The sequence below is a fragment of the Kineococcus radiotolerans SRS30216 = ATCC BAA-149 genome (assembly GCF_000017305.1).
GTDB lineage: Bacteria > Actinomycetota > Actinomycetes > Actinomycetales > Kineococcaceae > Kineococcus > Kineococcus radiotolerans.
On record NC_009664.2, the window covers coordinates 3,842,121 to 3,861,845 of the forward strand.

The window sequence follows — 19,725 nt, forward strand, 5'->3', positions numbered from 1 at the left end:
GTGGTCCGTGTCTTTGTGGTTTGGGTTCAAGTTTATCGCCTTGACCCGCATTGATCGTTCATCGCTGTTCTCGCTTCGGCGGGTGTGTGGTGGTGGGTGGTGTGTGGTGGTCAAGTGTTTAAGGGCGCATGGTGGATGCCTTGGCATCAGGAGCCGATGAAGGACGTGGGAGCCTGCGATAAGCCTCGGGGAGTTGGCAACCGAATGTTGATCCGAGGGTGTCCGAATGGGGAAACCCGGCCGTCGTCATGGGCGGTCACCCGCATCTGAATGTATAGGGTGCGTGGAGGGAACGTGGGGAAGTGAAACATCTCAGTACCCACAGGAAGAGAAAACAATTGAGTGATTCCGTGAGTAGTGGCGAGCGAAAGCGGATGAGGCTAAACCTGGCTCGTGTGATACCTGGTAGGGGTTGCGGGTGAGGGGTTGTGGGAGTGTTCTGGACTGGGCTACCACCTGGTCGGGGAGTGAGAAAGTCGTGGTGTAGCCGAAGGGCCTGGGATGGTCCGGCGTAGTGGGTGAGACCCCCGTAGGCGAAACATTGCGGCCTCCTTGGGAGCATGTCCCGAGTAGCACGGGGCTCGTGAAATCTCGTGTGAATCTGCCAGGACCACCTGGTAAGCCTAAATACTTCCTGATGACCGATAGCGGACAAGTACCGTGAGGGAATGGTGAAAAGCACCCCGGGAGGGGAGTGAAATAGTACCTGAAACCGTGTGCCTACAATCCGTCGGAGCAGGCTTGTACCTGTGACGGCGTGCCTTTTGAAGAATGAGCCTGCGAGTTAGTGGTGCGTGGCGAGGTTAACCCGTGTGGGGTAGCCGTAGCGAAAGCGAGTCCGAATAGGGCGTTTTTAGTCGCGTGCTCTAGACCCGAAGCGGAGTGATCTACCCATGGCCAGGTTGAAGCGCGGGTAAGACCGTGTGGAGGACCGAACCCACCAGGGTTGAAAACCTGGGGGATGAGCTGTGGGTAGGGGTGAAAGGCCAATCAAACTCCGTGATAGCTGGTTCTCCCCGAAATGCATTTAGGTGCAGCGTCACGTGTTTCTTGCTGGAGGTAGAGCTACTGGATGGCTAATGGGCCCCACCGGGTTACTGACGTCAGCCAAACTCCGAATGCCGGTAAGTGAGAGCGTGGCAGTGAGACTGCGGGGGATAAGCTTCGTAGTCGAGAGGGAAACAGCCCAGATCATCAGCTAAGGCCCCTAAGCGTGTGCTAAGTGGGAAAGGATGTGGAGTTGCGCAGACAACCAGGAGGTTGGCTTAGAAGCAGCCACCCTTTAAAGAGTGCGTAATAGCTCACTGGTCAAGTGATTCCGCGCCGACAATGTAGCGGGGCTCAAGTACACCGCCGAAGCTGTGGCATTCACATGTTAACCCCAGGTGCTTGGACTTGTTCTGAGTGTCTGCAGGTGTGTGGATGGGTAGGGGAGCGTCGTGTGTGGGGTGAAGCAGCCTGGTGATGGGTTGTGGACTGCACGCGAGTGAGAATGCAGGCATGAGTAGCGAATGACGGGTGAGAAACCCGTCCGCCGATTGACCAAGGGTTCCAGGGCTAGGTTCATCCGCCCTGGGTAAGTCGGGACCTAAGGCGAGGCCGACAGGCGTAGTCGATGGACAACGGGTTGATATTCCCGTACCGGCGTAGAACCGTCCATGGTGAGGCCGGGGATGCTAAGCACCCAAAGCCGCCACCACCTTCGGGTGGTGGTTGGTGGAGCGTGTGACCCGATCCGGTAGTAGTCAAGCGTATTAACAGGGGTGACGCAGGAGGGTAGCTTCCGCGTGGCGATGGTTGTCCACGTCCAAGGGTGTAGGGCGTGCTGTTGGTAAATCCGCAGCGCTGACTTGAATGTCGAGCTTGAGACCTGATGGTGACCCTTTCGGGGGGAAGTAGGGTGATCCCATGCTGCCTAGAAAAGCCTCGGCGCGAGGTTCGAGCCGCCCGTACCCTAAACCGACTCAGGTGGTCAGGTAGAGAATACCGAGGCGTTCGAGTGAATCGTGGTTAAGGAACTCGGCAAAATGCCCCCGTAACTTCGGGAGAAGGGGGGCCTGAGACGTGAAGCTCCTTGCGGGCTAGCGTTTGAGGGCCGCAGAGACCAGGGGGAAGCGACTGTTTACTAAAAACACAGGTCCGTGCGAAGTCGCAAGACGATGTATACGGACTGACGCCTGCCCGGTGCTGGAACGTTAAGGGGACCGGTTACTCACCCTTGTGGTGGGGACGCTGAGAACTTAAGCGCCAGTAAACGGCGGTGGTAACTATAACCATCCTAAGGTAGCGAAATTCCTTGTCGGGTAAGTTCCGACCTGCACGAATGGCGTAACGACTTCCCCGCTGTCTCAACCGCGAACTCGGCGAAATTGCACTACGAGTAAAGATGCTCGTTACGCGCAGCAGGACGGAAAGACCCCGGGACCTTCACTATAGCTTGGTATTGGTGTTCGGGACGGCTTGTGTAGGATAGGTGGGAGACTGTGAAGCTCACACGCTAGTGTGGGTGGAGTCAACGTTGAAATACCACTCTGGTCGTTCTGGATGTCTAACTTCGGTCCGTGATCCGGATCAGGGACAGTGCCTGGTGGGTAGTTTAACTGGGGCGGTTGCCTCCTAAAGAGTAACGGAGGCGCCCAAAGGTTCCCTCAGCCTGGTTGGCAATCAGGTGTTGAGTGTAAGTGCACAAGGGAGCTTGACTGTGAGACCGACAGGTCGAGCAGGGACGAAAGTCGGGACTAGTGATCCGGCCGTGGAGTGTGGAATCGCGGTCGCTCAACGGATAAAAGGTACCCCGGGGATAACAGGCTGATCTTGCCCAAGAGTCCATATCGACGGCATGGTTTGGCACCTCGATGTCGGCTCGTCGCATCCTGGGGCTGGAGTAGGTCCCAAGGGTTGGGCTGTTCGCCCATTAAAGCGGTACGCGAGCTGGGTTTAGAACGTCGTGAGACAGTTCGGTCCCTATCCGCTGCGCGCGTTGGAAACTTGAGAAGGGCTGTCCCTAGTACGAGAGGACCGGGACGGACGAACCTCTGGTGTGCCAGTTGTTCCGCCAGGAGCATGGCTGGTTGGCTACGTTCGGAAGGGATAACCGCTGAAGGCATCTAAGCGGGAAGCCTGCTTCGAGATGAGGTTTCCGTGCCCCCTTGTGGGGTGAGAGGCTCCCTGTAGACGACGGGGTTGATAGGCCGGGTGTGGAAGCAACGACGAGAGAGTTGTGGAGCTGACCGGTACTAATAGGCCGATCACTTGTCTACCACGCACCAGTCACCATCACTGCTGAGCAGTGCGGTGGGGTGTGGGGTTGAGGCGAGTACTTGAACGGTTACGAGATCAAGCACCGCTGCTGGTGTTCGCGTCCATTGTGTGGTTCTCGGGAGAGAACTCGAACACACCACTCTTGCGCAGACTTTCGTCTGTCGGGGGTGGGGTGTGGTTTGATCCTGACCTTTGTGGTCCGGTGGTCATAGCGGTGGGGAAACGCCCGGTCTCATTCCGAACCCGGAAGCTAAGCCCACCAGCGCCGATGGTACTGCTCGGGAGACTGGGTGGGAGAGTAGGTCACCGCCGGCCACTCACACTTGTGGTGAGAGGTGTGTGGGGAGCAGCCCGTACCGGGCTGCTCCCCACACCCATATCCAAGGCCATTCAGCGGCTGCCCCAAACCCCTCAGGCGGTGGAGCTGCGCCGGCGAGGCGTCAGCGCAGCCGCAGGACGGTCCCAGCCAGCGGCTTCGGTCGGAATGACGTCGTCTTCCGGCCGAGCACCTGCCCTCGGCGAACCATCTCCTGCAGCGCTCCGATCTGCGGCTTCGGCAGGAAGACAGCCCCTCGGTCCTCGGGAGGACGCATCATCCCTTCCACGTCGGCGCGGTAGCGGGTCTCCGAGCTCGCCGTTCCGAGGCTCAGGGCCACGGAGTCGACCCACGCTCCGCTGCCCGTCGTGGGGCCCACCATCGGCGGGCAGTCGATGACCGCCGCTGACGAACCGGTCACCACCAGAGCTTGATCGAGTCCCAGACCCTCGATCGCACCGCGCAACGCCGTGACGTCCTCGTCGTCGACGTCGCGCCGCCGATGCGCCCGCCTCAGGACCTCCTCAGCCACGGCCCGTGGCACGATCCGGTGCAGCGCACGAAGGTCCACGGGCTCCGTGGTGTCGTCAGCGACCGCGACCAGGAGGGACCGCGGAGCGCCGTCCCGTTGGGCTGCCCGCAGGACGGCCGCGTGCCGGTGGTGGCCGTCGGCGATGAGGAACCGGTGCGACGCCGAGGCGCTCGACAGTCGGGCGACCACGTCCGGGTCGTGGAGCCCCCAGACCTCGACGTGACGGAGGTCGTCGTCGGCGACGTCGAGGAGGTGTCCGACCGTGCTCGGATCGGTCCACGGCACCGGCCAAGGGTGGCTGTCCACCACGAGGACGGGTTCGGAGTCGACACCGGTCGCTTCCAGCCGCTCGAGCCTGGCCTCGACCGCCTGCTGGAACACGCCCTCGTGGGCGTGGACGCGGTCGTCACCGACCCTGACGTCCAACTGCCCGAGGAGGAAGTGCTGGGAGCGGCCCTCCTGCTCCTGACGCACGACGTAGAACCCGGGCGCGTCCTGGACCAGGGCGCCCTGGGCGGACCACCGCGTCACCGCGCGCCCGGGACCGGGGTCGTACTCCGGGCGCTCCAGGTGCGTCACCACGTACGGCGAGGAGGCCAGCAGGGCACGTCGACTCGCCCGGTCCAGCTCGGTGTGCGGGGGTGCGAGCAGCGAGGCCAGCGGTCCCGCCACGCTGGGGACGTACCGCAGTCCCGGGAAGGGCCGCACCAGCGGTCCACGAGTGCTGGGATCCACCTCAGGACGGTGGTCGGAGGGCGCACGCGTCGCCGTACGTGCATGCTCCACCCGCCGCATCCTACGGTCGTGGACGTCGACACCCTTCCTGACCACGAGGAGGTCACCCGTGCCCCAGAGCAGTCCCAGTGGTGGCGAGGGCGGACGCCCTCCCGGCTGGCCCACCGGTGGCCCCTACGAGTGGCTGCAGCGCGGTCTCGCCCTGCTGTCGGCGGGGGAGGCCGCAGCGGCGGCCACGCTGCTGGCCCGGGCGCACGCGGAGGAACCGGGATCGACCGGTGTCCTCGAGGCGCTCGCCCGGGCCCAGTACGACTCCGGCGACGTCGCCGGGGCGGCGGAGTCGTTCCGGGACCTCGCCGCGGCCCGACCGGCCGACGACTACGCTCACTTCGGGCTGGGACTGTGTCTCAGCCGCCTCGGACGGTTCGGCCCCGCGGTCGAGCACCTGGCCATGGCCCACGCCATGCGCCCGGACCGCCCGGAGTACGCCGACCGCCTTCGACAGGTCCGTGCCACGATCGCGGCGCGGCAGATCCTGGGGAATTCGTGAGCAGCACCCTGTCCGCCAGCACCGGTTCCCTCCTCGACGACCACGACGTCCTCCTCCTCGACCTCGACGGGGTCGTCTACGTCGGCCCCGACGCCGTCCCCCACGCGGTCGACGCCCTCCGGGGAGCCGTCGCCACCGGCCTCCGGCTCGGCTACATCACCAACAACGCCTCCCGGACCCCCGGCACGGTCGCGGCCCATCTGCGCGACCTCGGGGTGCCCGCCGCCGATGAGGACGTCGTGAACTCCGCCCAGGCTGCGGCCGCCCACCTCGCCGGCCTCCTGGACCCCGGTGCAGCGGTCCTCCTCGTCGGGGGGACGGGCCTGCGGGTCGCCCTCACCGAGGTCGGGCTGCGCCCCACCGACGACCGGAGCGAGGCGCAGGCGGTCGTCCAGGGCTTCTCCCCGGACCTGGGTTGGGCGCAGCTGTCCGAGGCCACGCACGCCGTCCGGTCGGGGCTGCCGTGGGTGGCCACCAACCTCGACGCCACCGTGCCGACCCCCGGGGGGCCGGCGCCGGGCAACGGGCTCCTGGTCGACCTCGTGGCCCGCGCCGCCGGCCGCGGGCCCGACGTCGTCTGCGGCAAGCCGGAGCGGGCCCTCTTCGACGCCGCCGTGGCGCGGTTGCACGCCCGTTCCGCGCTCGTCGTCGGGGACCGCCTCGACACCGACCTGCAGGGCGCCCGGACGGCCGGGCTGCCCGGCCTCCTGGTGCTGACCGGGGTCACCGGCACCGCGGAACTGCTCGCCGCGGCCCCGCGCGAGCGTCCGCACTTCGTCAGCCACGACCTGCGCGGTCTCGCCGACGTCCACCCGGTGGTCGAGGTCTCCCGCCGGTCCGACGGGGCCGGGGCGACCTGCCGGGGGGCGCAGGTGGAGATCGAGTCGGGCGCCGTCGTGGTGCGCGCCGGTGCGCCCGGACCCGACGGCCTGGACGTCCTGCGGGCCGCCGCCGCCGCCGCGTGGGCGTGCGCCGACGACGGGCGGGGCGTCGACCTCGGGGGAGCCGTCGCGGCCCTCACCGGGCACGTCGAACGCCCGGTCGAACACGCGGCTGTGGACGGCGTCCCGGGGCACGTCGCGCCCGGCTTGTAGCGTGACGCCCGTGATGACGCAGCAGGGAGGGGCGCCGCGCCCCGGTGAGCCTCGCGAGGCCGCCCCCGACCGTGCCCTCGACGAGGTCCTCGCCCGCCTGGACGGCCTCGACGCCCTCAGCGTCCACGAGCACGTGGAGGTCTACACCGCCGTCGACCACGCGCTGCGCGAGCGGCTGGCCGCGACGGAGGGGTGACGTGGCCGTCCGCAGGCTCCGTCTCGACGCCGAGCTGGTGCGCCGTGGGCTGGCTCGGTCCCGCGAGCACGCGACCGAGCTGGTGACCGCCGGCCGCGTGCGCGTCGCCGGGGCGACCGCGGCCAAACCCGCGACCCAGGTCGACGTCGCGGCCGCGATCCTCGTGGAGGACGCCGGCGAGGAGGACGAGTACGTCTCGCGCGGGGCCCACAAGCTCGTCGGGGCCCTCGACGCGTTCGGCGTCGACGTCACCGGCCGGCGCTGCCTGGACGCCGGGGCCAGCACGGGCGGCTTCACCGACGTCCTGCTGCGCCGCGGGGCCGCGCACGTGGTGGCCGTCGACGTCGGCTACGGCCAGATCGCCTGGTCGCTGCGCACCGACGAACGCGTCACCGTCCTGGAACGCACCAACGTCCGCACCCTCGAGCCCGAGCAGGTCTCCCCGGAGCCCTCCCTGGTCGTGGCGGACCTGTCCTTCATCTCCCTGACCCTCGTCCTGCCCGCGCTGGTGCGGTGCGTCACCCCCGATGCGGAGCACGTGCTCATGGTCAAACCGCAGTTCGAAGTCGGCCGCGACGCGCTGGGCGCCGGAGGTGTCGTGCGCAGCGCCGAACTGCGCGCCGGGGCCGTGCGCACCGTGGCGGGCGCGGCGGCCGCCGTCGGCCTCGGCGTGCGGGGGGTGGCGGCGAGCCCGCTCCCCGGGCCGTCGGGCAACGTCGAGTACTTCCTGCACCTGAGCGCCGGCGCGCCGCCCCTCGTCGAGGACGACCTCGCGCGGGCGATCGCCGAGGGCCCCCAGGCGGGGCTGTCGTGAGCGCTCCCCGGACCGGGGTCCCGCAGGCGGCCCGGTCGGTCCTGGTGCTCGCCCACACGGGCCGCTCGCAGGCCGTGTCCGCCCTGACCGAGGTCGTGCGCCGCTTCCACGAGGCCGGCATCCGCACGCTCATGACGCCCGACGAGGCGGCGGCGCTGAGCGTCGCCGACCGCGCGCTGGTCGAGGAGCGCGACCTCGAGGGGGCCGTCGCGGGCGCGGAGATGGTCATCGTCCTGGGCGGCGACGGCACCATCCTGCGGGCCGCGGAGCTCGTGCGCGGCACCGCGACGACGCTGCTGGGGGTCAACCTCGGGCACGTCGGGTTCCTCGCCGAGGCCGAGCGCGAGGAGGTCGTCGGGACCGTCGCCCGGGTCGTCGCCGCGGACTACCGCGTCGAGGAGCGGATGACCCTCGACGTGCAGGTGCTGCTCGACGGTCAGGTCGTGGCCTCCTCCTGGGCGGTCAACGAGGTGTCGGTCGAGAAGGCCAACCGGGAGCGGATGCTCGAGCTCGTCGTGGACGTGGACGGCCGGCCGTTGAGCACCTTCGGCGCCGACGGGGTCATCGCCGCGACCCCCACCGGGTCGACGGCGTACGCGTTCTCCGCGGGCGGACCCGTCGTCTGGCCCGAGGTCGAGGCCCTGCTCGTGGTGCCCATCAGCGCCCACGCCCTCTTCGCCCGGCCGCTGGTCATCGCCCCGACCTCCGTCGTCGGGATCGAGGTGCTCCCCGGGATGGGCGACGGCGGGGTGCTGTGGTGCGACGGGCGCCGGACCTTCGCCGCACCGGCCGGGGCGCGCGTGGAGGTCCGCCGCTCCCCGCGCACGATCCGGCTGGCGCGGCTCAGCTCCGGCGCCTTCACCGACCGGCTCGTCGCCAAGTTCGGCCTGCCCGTCCAGGGCTGGCGCGGCCCCCGGTCCTCGGACGGGGGGTGACGGCGTGATCGAGGAGATCCGCATCCGCTCCCTGGGGGTCATCCGCGACGCCCGACTGCCCCTGGGGCCGGGGCTGACCGTCATCACCGGTGAGACCGGCGCGGGCAAGACGATGGTCGTCACCGGTCTCGGGCTGCTCATGGGCGAGCGCGCCGACGCGGGCGCCGTGCGGGCCGGGGACGACGCCGCCGTCGTCGAGGGCCGCGTGCTGGTCCCCGAGGACGGGGCCGTGGCGGCCCGCGCCCGGGAGGCCGGCGGCGACGTCGACGACGGCGAACTGCTGCTGGTGCGCACCCTGGCGGCCACCGGCCGCAGCCGGGCGCACGTCGGCGGTCGCAGCGCCCCCGTCGGGGTCCTCGCCGAGATCTCCGAGCACCTCGTGGCCGTCCACGGCCAGACCGACCAGCTCCGGCTGCGCTCGGGCGTCCAGCAGCTGCGGGTGCTGGACGCCTTCGCCGGGGCCGTGGTGGCGACCGACCTCGCGCAGTACCAGGAGCTCCACGCCCGCTGGCGCGCGGTCGCCGCCGAGCACGACCGCGTCGCCGGCTCCACGGCCGAACGCGCCCGCGAGGCCGAGCTGCTGCGGCTCGGGCTGGACGAGGTGGAGCGCGTCGACCCCCAGCCCGACGAGGACGTGGCCCTGCGGGAGGAGTCCGACCGCCTGGCCCACGTGGAGGTGCTGCGCGCCGCGGTCGCCACGGCCCACGAGGCGCTCACCGGCGAGGTCGCCGGCGGCGACGGGGTCGGTGAGGGCGGTGCCGACGCCCGCGTCGACAGCGCGCGCCGGGCGCTGGCCCAGGCGGGGGACCACGACCCGGCCCTGACCGGGTTCGCCGCCCGCGCCGGGGAGATCTCCTACCTGCTCGCCGACCTCGCAACGGAGGTCGCGGCCTACGCGCAGTCCCTGGAGGCCGACCCGCTGCGGCTGTCGGTGGTGCAGGAGCGCCGGGCCCAGCTGACCGCCCTCGTCCGGCGCCACGCCGCCGACCCCGCCGACGGGGTCGCCGGGGTGCTGCGGTGGGCGCGCGAGGCCGCCGAACGGCTGCTGGACCTCGACGACGACGGCCGGGTGAAGGCGCTGGCCGAGGAGCGGGACGACCTCGAGGTCCGGCTCCGCGCCCTGGCCCAGCGCCTGAGCGCGGCCCGCCGCTCCGCCGCGGCGGACCTCGAGCAGCGGGTCGCCGCGGAGCTGACGGCCCTGGCGATGCCGAGCGCCCGGATCGAGGTCGCCGTGCACACCGGTCACGACCTCGGCCCGTGGGGTTGCGACGGGGTCGAGCTGCTGCTGGCCGCCCACTCCGGGGCCGCGGCCCGGCCGCTGTCGCGCGGGGCCTCCGGAGGTGAGCTGTCCCGGGTCATGCTGGCCCTCGAGGTCGTCCTGGCCGGAGCGGACCCGGTGCCCACCATGGTCTTCGACGAGGTCGACGCGGGGGTCGGTGGCCGGGCGGCGGTCGAGATCGGGCGGCGCCTCGCCCGGCTGGCCCGCACGACGCAGGTCGTCGTCGTCACCCACCTCGCGCAGGTCGCCGCCTTCGCCGACCGCCACCTGACGGTCGTGAAGACCGACGACGGCAGCGTGACGGAGTCCGGGGTGGTGCGCCTCGAGGACGAGGGCCGCATCGAGGAGCTCGCCCGCATGCTGTCCGGGCGGGGGTCCGGGACGGCGCGCGCGCACGCCGAGGAACTCCTGCGCTCCTCCCGTGCAGAAGCCGTGCAGGGTGACGGGACCGGGCCGGCCGGCGCTCGCCGGACGGCGCGTGCGGCGCAGGGCGGTGCCGCCCGCGTGGGACGATCGGGCAAGGCCCCGCGCACGACGGGGGGCCGACGGACGCAGGGGTGAGGGAGTTTCCACGGTGATCAGGCGTCGGCGAACGCGCGGTGACGCGTCCCCGGCCGATCCGAACGGTCCCGGTGCCGCCGTCGTCGAGGTCGTGGACGGCACGGTGCGGGTGGACCGCCGGACGAAGCGGCTCACCAAGCGCCTGAGGCCCGGCGACGTCGCCGTCATCGACCACCTCGACCTCGACCGCGTCTCCGCCGAGGCCCTCGTCGCGTGCGCACCGGCCGCGGTGGTGAACGCCTCCCGCAGCACGTCCGGGCGCTACCCCAACCTCGGGCCGGGGATCCTCGTCGCGGCCGGCATCCCGGTCGTGGACGACGTGGGTGCCGACGTCATGACCGACCTCGCCGAGGGCACCCGCGTCCAGCTCGTCGACGACGTCGTCCGCCACGACGGCCGCGAGGTCGCCCGCGGCCGGCGGCTCACCGCCGAGGTGGTGGCCGCCGACATGGAGACCGCGCGCGCCGGGTTGTCGCTGCAGCTGGAGGCGTTCGCCGCCAACACCATGGAGTACCTGCGGCGGGAGCGGGAACTCCTCCTCGACGGGGTCGGGGTGCCCGACATCCGCACCGACCTCGACGGCCGCTACGTCCTCATCGTGGTGCGCGGATACCACTACAAGGAGGACCTGGTCACGCTGCGGCCCTACATCCGCGAGTACAAGCCGGTGCTCATCGGCGTGGACGGCGGCGCGGACGCGATCCTCGAGGCCGGCTACAAGCCGCACATGATCGTGGGCGACATGGACTCGGTGTCCGACGCGGCCCTGCGCTGCGGGGCCGAGGTCGTCGTGCACGCCTACCGCGACGGCCGGGCGCCGGGTCTGGAGCGGGTGCGCGCGCTGGGCATCGACGCCGTGGTGTTCCCGGCCACCGGGACGAGCGAGGACGTGGCGATGCTGCTCGCCGACGACAAGGGCGCCACGCTCATCGCCGCGGTCGGCACCCACGTGACCCTCGTGGAGTTCCTCGACAAGGGCCGGTCGGGCATGGCCAGCACGTTCCTGACCCGGCTGCGCGTCGGCGGCAAGCTCGTCGACGCCAAGGGCGTGTCCCGGCTGTACCGCTCGCGCATCTCCGACTCCCAGGTCGTGCTCCTGGTCCTGGCCGGGGTGCTGGCCCTCGTCGCCGCGCTGCTGGTGACCCCCACCGGCCAGGCGATCCTCGCCGTCACCGGCGCCCGCCTCGAGGACCTCTGGGCCGGGTTGGTCGGGCTGCTGCCCGGGCAGGGGCCGTGACCGCCCCCCGGCGCCCCCGGCCGGGGCGCCCGCCGCGCCGCACCAGCTCCCGACGACAGGATGACCAGTGATCGACTTCCGCTACCACGTCGTCTCGCTGGTGTCGGTGTTCATGGCCCTCGCGGTCGGCATCGTGCTGGGGGCCGGGCCCCTCAACGAGGGCATCTCGACGGGGATCACCGACCAGGTGCGTCAGCTGACCACGGAGAAGAACCAGCTGCGGACCGAGCGCGACGCGGCCCTGACGTCGGTGGAGTCCCGCGACGACTGGGCCGAGGCGGTCGCCCCGGCCCTGGTCGCCCGGCAGCTCGGCGGCCGCAGCGTCGCCGTCGTGGAACTGCCCGGAGCCGACTCCAGCCAGGTCGACGCCACCGTCGACGTGATCGAGCAGGCCGGGGCCACGGTCTCCGCCCAGGTCACCGTCCAGAACGCCTGGGTCGACCCCTCCGCCGGGAGCCTGCGCGACGACGTCGCGAAGGACCTCACAGGCCGGCTGAGCACCGCCCCGGACACCGACGCCGGGACGGAGGACCTGCTGGCGGCGGGACTGGCCCGGGCCCTGGTCACGACCGAGCTCGCCGGGACCGCGCAGCCCGACGAGGGCGGCGCCGCGGTGCTCACCGCGCTGGCCGACGCGGGTCTCGTGGAGGTCGAGGGGGGCACCGGCGCGGCGCTGCCGCGCGGGACCCTGGCCCTCGTCGTCGCGGGGGCCGCGGACTCCGACGCCACCGACGCCCAGCTCAGCGCGGACGCCGCGGCGTGGACGGCGCTGGCCCGCGAGCTCGACACCGCCAGCGCGGGGGCGGTGCTGGCCGGGCCCCCCGAGGCCGCCGCCGACGGCGGGGCGCTGGCCGCGCTGCGCGCCGACTCCGGGGTCGCCGACACCGTCAGCGGCGTCGGGGACCTCGACTCCCCGGTGGGGCGGGTCAACGTGGTCCTCGCCCTGCGCGAGCAGCTGTCCGGCGGGGCCGGCCAGTACGGCACCGCCGGGTCGGCCGGCGCGGTCAGCCCGCCGCTGCCGGCGGCGCCGCAGTGAGCGCGGCCCCGGTCCTGCGCGCGGTGCTGGCCGTCTCCGCGGCCCGCGGCGGCGCCCGGCGGCTGGCCGGCCTCGCGGGGGAGCACCCCCCGGGCGGGGCGCGGCGCTGGGAGCGGCGCAACCACCGCGGCCACGTCGTCACCCTGCTCGAGGGGCCGGTGGCGGCGCTCGCCGTGGCCGCCGGTTCGGTGGCGGCGGCCGCGCCGTTCCGCTCCGCCGGGCTCGTCGCGGCCCTGGGTGCGGGCGCCTTCGGAGCCTTGGACGACCTCACCGAGCGGGCGGGGGACCGCGACGCGGGAGCCCGCGGTCTGCGCGGGCACTTCGCGGCCCTGCGCCGCGGGCGCGTGACCACGGGGACGTGGAAGGTGCTCGGCATCGGGGCGACCGGGCTGGCCGCCGCCGTCGCGGTCGAGCGCCCGCGCACGCCCGCGCAGCTGCTCGACACCCTCGCCGGCGGGGCGCTGGTGGCCGGCAGCGCCAACCTGCTGAACCTGCTCGACCTGCGCCCGGGCCGGGCGGCCAAGGTCGCCGCCGTCGTCGCCGCGTCCCTGGCCGTCGGCGCTCCGGGCAGCCGGGGAGCCGCCGCGGCGCGCCCGGTGGCGGCGGCCGTCCTCGGCGCCTGCTCCGCGGTCCTGCCCGACGACCTCGCCGGGCGCAGCATGCTCGGCGACACCGGCGCCAACGCCCTGGGCGCGGTCCTCGGCGTCGCGGCGCTGGCCCGCTGGCGCCGACCGGGCCGGCTGGGCGCCCTGGCCGTCGTGGTCGGGCTGACCCTCGCCTCGGAGCGGGTCAGCTTCAGCCGGGTCATCGAGGCCCAGCCCCTGCTGCGCGAGCTCGACCGCCTCGGCCGTCCGTGACCCCCCGGGTCCGTTCGGTGGCCGCGGCCGCCGCCTCGGTCGCGCTGCTGACGGTCCTGGCGCGGCTGGCCGGCTTCGGCCGCATCCTCGCCTTCAGCCAGACCGTCGGCGACACCTGCCTCGGCACCGCGTACACCACGGCCAACCTGGTGCCCAACGTCCTGTTCGAGGTCGTCGCCGGGGGAGCGCTGGCCGGGGTGCTGGTGCCGCTGCTGTCCTCCCGGCTGGCCTCCGGTGACGAGCGCCTGCGGGCGGACGCCTCCCGGACGGCCTCGGCCGCGCTCACCTGGAGCGTCCTCGTCCTCGTCGTCGTGGCGGGGCTGACCGCGCTGCTGGCCCGCCCGGTCATGGGCCTCCTGCTGCGCGGCGGCTCGGAGCAGGGCTGCGGGGACTCGCTGCTGCGCACCGGGACGGTCATGCTGTGGGTGTTCCTGCCCCAGGTCCCGCTGTACGCGGTGGCCGTCGTCTTCGCCGGCGTGCTGCAGGCCCAGCAGCGGTTCACCGCCCCCGCGGCCGCCCCCCTGGTCTCCAGCCTGGTCGTGGGGGGCACCTACCTGGTGGTGGGGGGGATCGTGCCCGCCGCCGTCGTGCGCGGCGACCTCGCCGACGTCCCGGCCCGCGCCGTCGCGGTGCTCGCCGGCGGCACGACCCTGGGGGTGCTCGTCCTGGCCCTCGCCCACGCCCCGGCGCTGCGCAGCGCCGTGCGCTGGCGCCCCACCTGGCGTCCGGCCCCCGGGGACGGGCGACGCCTGAGGTCGCTGGCCCTGTCCGGTCTCGCCGTCCTGCTGGCCCAGCAGGTCGTCACCGTCGCGGTGGCGGTGGCGGCGAACCAGGTCTCCCCGGGGGCGGTGAACCGGTGGAGCTACGCCTGGGCGATGTTCCTGCTGCCCCACGCGGTGCTGGCGGTCCCGGTGGCCACCGCGGTCTTCCCGCGCCTGGCGCGCGCCGCCGACGGGAGCCGGGAGGAGTTCGCCGCCCTCCTGGCCCCCGCCGTGCGCACGGTCCTGCTGGTCAGCTCCCTCGGCGCCGGGGTGCTGGCCGCGGTGGCCTCCCCGGTCGCGGTCGTCTTCGTGGTCAGCCGGGTGGGGTCCGGCCGCAGCGGGGACCTCGCGGCCTCGCTGGTCCTCTTCGCCCCCGCGCTGCTCGGCTACGGCCTCGTCGCCCTGCTGACCCGCGCGCTGTACTCCCTGGGCGAGGGGCGCGCCGCGGCCGCCGGCACGGTGCTGGGCTGGGCGGTCGTCCTGCTCGGGGTGGCCGTGCTGCCGCCGCTGCTGCCCGCGGACCGGGTGGTCAGCGCCCTCGCCCTCGCGCACACCCTCGGCCTCAGCGTCGCGGGGGTGCTGCTGCTGCGGGCGGTGCACCGCGCCGCGGGGCCGGGTTCGCTGGCCGGGCTCGCCCGGGTCGTCGTGGCCGCGGTCCTCGCCGCGCTCGCCGGCGGGGTCGCGGGCGGTCTCCTGGGCGTGCGCCTGCGGGTGGGGAGCACCGCGGGCGAGGTCGCCCTCGGGGTCGCGGCCGCGGTCCTGGCCGCCCTCGCCTGGGCGGTGGTCGCGCGCCTGGGCGCCCCCACCGACGTGCGGGTCCTGACGGGTACCCTGCGCCGCGTCGTGCGCCGTTGACCCCCGTCCGCCGCTCCGCAGGAGGCACCGTGCCCGCTCCCGTCGTCCTCGTCCTCGCCAGCAGCGCCGGGGGAGTGGGGCGCCACGCCGTCGAGCTCTGCGCGGGCCTGCGCTCCGCGGGGGTGGACGTCCGGGTCGCGGCACCGGCGGAGACGCTGCGGCGCTTCGACTTCGGGGTGCCGACGTGCGCCGTCGAGATCGGCGCGGACCTCGACCCGGTCCGGGACCTGCGGGCCGCCCTCACCCTGCGGCGGGCCGTGCGGGCGCTCCCGGGCGCCCTCGTGCACGCCCACGGCGTGCGCGCCGGGTTCGTGGCCGCGTTCGCCGCGCGGCGGGGCACCGCGCTCGTGGTGACCCTGCACAACGCCGTCCTGGGCAGCGCGCCCCGGGCCCGGCTGGGCACGGCCGTCCTGGGGGCGGTGTGCCGCCGGGCCGACGTCGTCCTCGGCGTCTCCGGCGACCTGGTCTCGCTGGCCCGCTCCCTCGGCGCCCGGCGGGTCGAGCGGGCCCTCGTCCCCGCCCCCCCGCTGCCCCCGGGCGACCCGGTGCGGGGCCGGGCGGTGCTGGGGGAGGGCCCGGTCGCGCTCGCCGTGGCCCGCCTCGCCCCCCAGAAGGGGCTGACGACGCTGCTCGACGCGGCGGGCCGGTTGCCCGCGGGGGCCCGGGTCGTCGTCGTCGGCGACGGGCCGCTGCGCGAGGAGCTGCAGGGCCGGATCGACGACGAGCAGCTGCCCGTCCGCCTGGCCGGGCGCCGCGAGGACGTGGCGGACCTGCTGGCCGCCGCGGACGTGGCCCTCAGCACGAGCCTGTGGGAGGGGCAGCCGGTGTTCGTCCAGGAGGCGCTGCGGGCCGGGGTGCCCGTGGTGGCGACCGACGCGGGCGGGACCGCGGAGGTCACGGGGGACGCGGCCGTCCTGGTGCCGGTGGGCGACGCCCGGGCGGTGGCGGAGGCCGTGGGGGCGCTCCTGGACGACCCCGGGCTGCGGGCGGAGCGGGCGCGCCGGTCCGCGCGGCGAGCGGGTGAGCTGCCCGACGGGGCCGCGGCGCTGGCCCAGGTGCTGGCCGTCCACGCCCGGGCCCGGGGCTGATCCCGACCCTCGCCGGAACCGGCGCCGGCGGGGCGGGCGCGGGGGACCGCCGCGTCCGGTACGATCGAACTCCGTGGCGAACCGCAGCACTCCCGAGTCCCCCACCCAACACGTCTTCGTGACCGGGGGGGTGGCCAGCTCCCTCGGGAAGGGGTTGACGGCCTCCAGCCTCGGCCGACTCCTCCGGGCTCGCGGCCTGCGGGTGGCGATGCAGAAGCTCGACCCCTACCTCAACGTCGACCCCGGCACGATGAACCCGTTCCAGCACGGGGAGGTCTTCGTCACCGACGACGGTGCGGAGACCGACCTCGACATCGGCCACTACGAGCGCTTCCTCGACGTGCGCTTCGACGCCTCCGCGAACGTCACGACCGGTCAGGTCTACTCCTCGGTCATCGCCAAGGAGCGTCGCGGGGAGTACCTCGGCGACACCGTCCAGGTCATCCCGCACATCACCAACGAGATCGTCGACCGGATGCGCGCGCAGGCCCGCGACGACATCGACATCATCATCACCGAGGTCGGCGGGACCGTCGGCGACATCGAATCGCTGCCGTTCCTCGAGGCCGCGCGCCAGGTGCGCCAGCGCCTCGGGCGCGACAACGTGTTCTTCGTCCACGTCTCCCTGGTGCCCTACATCGGCCCCAGCGGTGAGCTGAAGACGAAGCCCACCCAGCACTCCGTGGCCCAGCTGCGCAACATCGGCATCCAGCCCGACGCGATCGTGTGCCGCGCCGACCGGGAGATCCCCGAGGGGGTCAAGCGCAAGATCGCCTCGATGTGCGACGTGGACGACGAGGCCGTCATCGCCTGCGTGGACGCGCCCTCGATCTACGACATCCCCAAGGTCATCCACCGCGAGGGCCTGGACGCCTACCTCGTCCGCAAGCTGGGCCTGAGCTTCCGCGACGTGGACTGGTCCACCTGGGACGACCTGCTGCGCCGGGTGCACAACCCCCGCCGCCGCGTCGAGATCGCCCTGGTGGGCAAGTACATCGACCTGCCCGACGCCTACCTGTCGGTCACCGAGGCGCTGCGCGCCGGCGGTTTCGCCGAGGACGCGAAGGTGGACATCCGCTGGGTGGCCTCCGACGAGTGCCGGACCCCGGAGGGGGCCCAGAAGCAGCTGCACGGCGTCGACGCGATCTGCGTCCCCGGCGGTTTCGGCGTGCGCGGCATCGAGGGCAAGCTCGGCGCGCTGCGCTGGGCGCGCGAGAACGGCGTCCCCACGCTGGGTCTGTGCCTGGGTCTGCAGTGCATGGTCATCGAGTACGCCCGCAACGTCGCCGGGCTGGAGGACGCCAGCTCCACGGAGTTCGAGCCGACGTCCAAGCAGCCCGTCATCGCCACGATGGCCGAGCAGCGCGACATCGTCTCCGGCGAGGGCGACATGGGCGGCACGATGCGCCTGGGGTCCTACGAGGCGGTCCTGCAGCAGGGTTCCGTCGTCGCCACGACCTACGGCAGCGAGCGGATCTCCGAGCGCCACCGGCACCGCTACGAGGTCAACAACTCCTACCGCGAGCAGCTGTCCGCGAAGGGCCTGGTGTTCTCCGGCACCTCCCCGGACCGCGAGCTCGTCGAGTTCGTCGAGCTCCCGGCCGACGTGCACCCGTACTACGTCGGCACCCAGGCGCACCCGGAGTTCAAGTCCCGCCCGACCCGGGCGCACCCGCTGTTCTCCGGTCTCGTCGCCGCCGCCCTGCGCCGCCAGCGCGAGGGTCAGCTCATCGACGTGGAGCCGGAGCCGGCCGAGGCCACCGCGGACGTCCTGACGGAGGCGACCGCGTGAGCTTCCCCGAGGAGCTCGGCGTGCCGGTCGTCGACGGCGCGGACCTGGCCGACGCCGTGTCCGAGCGCCGGCTGGTCGGCAGCGAGGTCGTGTTCCGCGGCCACGTCTGGGACGTGGTGCGCGAGACCGTCGAGCTGTCCGAGGGCTCGCCGGTGGTGCGCGACGTGCAGCGCCACCCCGGTGCCGTGACGATCCTCGCCCTCGACGACGACGAGAACGTCCTGTTCATCAAGCAGTACCGCCACCCCGTCCGCCGGGAGACGTGGGAGCTGCCCGCCGGCCTCCTCGACGTGGCCGGGGAGCCGCCGCTGACCGCGGCCCGCCGCGAGCTGGGCGAGGAGGCGGACCTGGTGGCCGCCGACTGGGCCGTCCTCGTCGACTGGTTCAACTCCCCCGGCGGGTCCAGCGAGGCCAACCGGATCTACCTGGCGCGCGGGCTGTCGGCCGTCCCCGACGCCGACCGGCACGTGCGCGAGGACGAGGAGAAGGACCTCGTCCCGGTGCGCGTCCCGCTGGAGCAGGCGGTGCGGGCGGTGCTGGAGGGCCGCTTCGCCAACCCCGGCAGCGTCATCGGGGTGCTCGCCCTCCAGGCGGCGAAGGCCGGCGGCTGGCGCGACCTGCGCCCGGCCGACGCCCCGTGGCCGAGCGGGCTGCTGCGCCCGGAGCGCGGCTAGGTCCCCGGAGCCCGGGCCGCCGCGACGGCCCGGGCCCCCGGGGCCGGTCGAGGACGCCGCGCGCCGCCCGCGTGGGTCGTCCGGTTCGTCGGGGCCTTCCCCTAGGGTCGATCCGTGCCCGCCCAGGTCCTCGCCACCGCGCCCGGTGACCCCGACCCCGCCGGCTCCGGGGAGGCGGCGCTGCGCGCGGCCGTCGGGGACTACCTGGCTCACCTGCAGGTCGAGCGGGGGCTGTCGCCGAACACGCTGGGGGCCTACCGGCGCGACCTGGCGCGGTACGTGCGCTTCCTCGCCGCCCGCGGCGTCCACGACCCCGCGCAGGTGGACGAGGCGGTGGTGAGCGGCTTCGTCGTCGCGCTGCGCACGGGAGCGGACGGGGCGGCGGTGCTGACGGCCAGCTCGGCGGCGCGCACGGCCTCGGCGGTGCGCGGCTGGCACCGCTTCCTGCACGCGGAGGGTCGCAGCGACCAGGACCCCGCGGTGCTGGTGCGCCCGCCCACCCCGCCGCGGCGGCTGCCGACGGCGCTCACCGTCGAGGAGGTGCGGCGACTGCTCGAGGTCGCCGGCCCCGGCGGCGAGGGGGAGCGGTCCCCGGTCGCGCTGCGCGACGCGGCGCTGCTGGAGGTGCTCTACGGCTGCGGGGCGCGCATCAGCGAGGCCGTGGGTCTCGACGTGGACGACGTCACCCCCGAGGTCCTGGGCGAGGGCGGGCTGGTCCGGCTGCGCGGCAAGGGTTCCCGGGAGCGGCTCGTCCCCCTGGGCCCCTGCGCCCGCAGCGCGCTGGAGCGCTACCTCGCCCGGTCGCGTCCCCAGCTGGCGGCCCAGGGCCGGGGGACGGCGGCGCTGTTCCTCAACACCCGCGGGGACCGGTTGTCGCGGCAGAGCGCGTGGGCGGTGCTGCAGTCCGCCGCGCAGCGGGCGGGGATCGCGCGGGCTGTCTCCCCGCACACCCTCCGCCACTCCTTCGCCACCCACCTGCTGCGCGAGGGGGCCGACGTGCGGGTCGTGCAGGAGCTGCTGGGCCACGCCTCGGTCGCCACGACCCAGGTCTACGCGCTGGCGACGGGGAATCCGCCGCCCGAGGCGCGCGCCGGCCGCCGTCCAGGCCCCCGCGACCCGTCCAGCGCTCCACCACCGCGGGCGGACTAAGGT

General features: G+C 73.1%; 15 protein-coding genes and 2 rRNA genes. 16 read left to right on the forward strand and 1 reads right to left on the reverse strand.

The genetic code is table 11. The features are described from left to right. Nucleotides 1–108: 108 nt before the first annotated feature. Both KRAD_RS18235 and rrf read left to right on the forward strand, forming a co-directional pair. A 23S ribosomal RNA gene (locus KRAD_RS18235) occupies nucleotides 109–3,260 on the forward strand. A gap of 199 nt (nucleotides 3,261–3,459) precedes the next feature. After that, nucleotides 3,460–3,576, forward strand: a 5S ribosomal RNA gene (gene rrf / locus KRAD_RS18240). 125 nt (nucleotides 3,577–3,701) lie between these two features. Here rrf and KRAD_RS18245 read toward each other — a convergent pair. Beyond that, complete coding sequence (locus KRAD_RS18245; protein WP_157873645.1) at nucleotides 3,702–4,844, reverse strand: DUF1015 family protein; 1,143 nt, start codon at nucleotides 4,842–4,844, stop codon at nucleotides 3,702–3,704. A 109-nt stretch (nucleotides 4,845–4,953) separates the two neighbouring features. Between KRAD_RS18245 and KRAD_RS18250 the strand changes: the two genes are divergently transcribed. The 14 genes from KRAD_RS18250 (at nucleotide 4,954) to KRAD_RS18315 (ending at nucleotide 19,722) form a co-directional block, all read left to right on the forward strand. Further along, nucleotides 4,954–5,394, forward strand: a complete 441-nt coding sequence (locus KRAD_RS18250; protein ID WP_012087132.1) for a tetratricopeptide repeat protein — start codon at nucleotides 4,954–4,956, stop codon at nucleotides 5,392–5,394. Beyond that, nucleotides 5,391–6,488, forward strand: a complete 1,098-nt coding sequence (locus KRAD_RS18255; RefSeq protein ID WP_012087133.1) for an HAD-IIA family hydrolase — start codon at nucleotides 5,391–5,393, stop codon at nucleotides 6,486–6,488. The genes KRAD_RS18250 and KRAD_RS18255 overlap by 4 nt, the downstream gene beginning before the upstream one ends. A gap of 10 nt (nucleotides 6,489–6,498) precedes the next feature. Further along, the gene (locus tag KRAD_RS18260) at nucleotides 6,499–6,684 is read left to right on the forward strand and encodes a hypothetical protein (protein ID WP_157873646.1); all 186 of its coding nucleotides are present in this window, start codon (nucleotides 6,499–6,501) and stop codon (nucleotides 6,682–6,684) included. Nucleotide 6,685: 1 nt separating this feature from the next. Next, complete coding sequence (locus KRAD_RS18265) at nucleotides 6,686–7,498, forward strand: TlyA family RNA methyltransferase (protein ID WP_012087134.1); 813 nt, start codon at nucleotides 6,686–6,688, stop codon at nucleotides 7,496–7,498. After that, nucleotides 7,495–8,433, forward strand: coding sequence for an NAD kinase (locus KRAD_RS18270; protein WP_012087135.1), 939 nt, complete (start codon nucleotides 7,495–7,497; stop codon nucleotides 8,431–8,433). Before KRAD_RS18265 ends, KRAD_RS18270 begins: the two co-directional genes overlap by 4 nt. A 4-nt stretch (nucleotides 8,434–8,437) precedes the next feature. Continuing rightward, nucleotides 8,438–10,273 carry a DNA repair protein RecN gene (gene recN, locus KRAD_RS18275; protein WP_012087136.1) on the forward strand — a complete coding sequence of 612 codons (1,836 nt, stop codon included), beginning with the start codon at nucleotides 8,438–8,440 and terminating at the stop codon, nucleotides 10,271–10,273. Between the two features lie 91 nt (nucleotides 10,274–10,364). Further along, nucleotides 10,365–11,510: a putative cytokinetic ring protein SteA gene (steA, locus tag KRAD_RS18280; protein ID WP_049821279.1), complete on the forward strand. Its 1,146-nt coding sequence runs from the start codon at nucleotides 10,365–10,367 to the stop codon at nucleotides 11,508–11,510. Nucleotides 11,511–11,577: 67 nt separating this feature from the next. Further along, complete coding sequence (locus tag KRAD_RS18285; RefSeq protein ID WP_012087138.1) at nucleotides 11,578–12,546, forward strand: copper transporter; 969 nt, start codon at nucleotides 11,578–11,580, stop codon at nucleotides 12,544–12,546. Then, entirely contained in the window at nucleotides 12,543–13,403 is an 861-nt protein-coding gene (locus tag KRAD_RS26145; protein ID WP_012087139.1) for a hypothetical protein, read from the forward strand. Before KRAD_RS18285 ends, KRAD_RS26145 begins: the two co-directional genes overlap by 4 nt. Beyond that, complete coding sequence (gene murJ, locus KRAD_RS18295) at nucleotides 13,400–15,019, forward strand: murein biosynthesis integral membrane protein MurJ (RefSeq protein WP_041292200.1); 1,620 nt, start codon at nucleotides 13,400–13,402, stop codon at nucleotides 15,017–15,019. Before KRAD_RS26145 ends, murJ begins: the two co-directional genes overlap by 4 nt. Nucleotides 15,020–15,048: 29 nt before the next feature. Then, entirely contained in the window at nucleotides 15,049–16,107 is a 1,059-nt protein-coding gene (locus KRAD_RS18300) for a glycosyltransferase family 4 protein (protein WP_041292201.1), read from the forward strand. Between the two features lie 73 nt (nucleotides 16,108–16,180). Then, entirely contained in the window at nucleotides 16,181–17,899 is a 1,719-nt protein-coding gene (locus KRAD_RS18305) for a CTP synthase (protein ID WP_012087142.1), read from the forward strand. Next, nucleotides 17,896–18,573, forward strand: coding sequence for an NUDIX domain-containing protein (locus KRAD_RS18310; protein ID WP_012087143.1), 678 nt, complete (start codon nucleotides 17,896–17,898; stop codon nucleotides 18,571–18,573). The genes KRAD_RS18305 and KRAD_RS18310 overlap by 4 nt, the downstream gene beginning before the upstream one ends. 114 nt (nucleotides 18,574–18,687) lie before the next feature. Next, nucleotides 18,688–19,722 (forward strand): tyrosine recombinase, encoded by a 1,035-nt coding sequence (locus KRAD_RS18315; protein ID WP_012087144.1) that lies wholly within the window; start codon nucleotides 18,688–18,690, stop codon nucleotides 19,720–19,722. Nucleotides 19,723–19,725 lie beyond the last annotated feature (3 nt).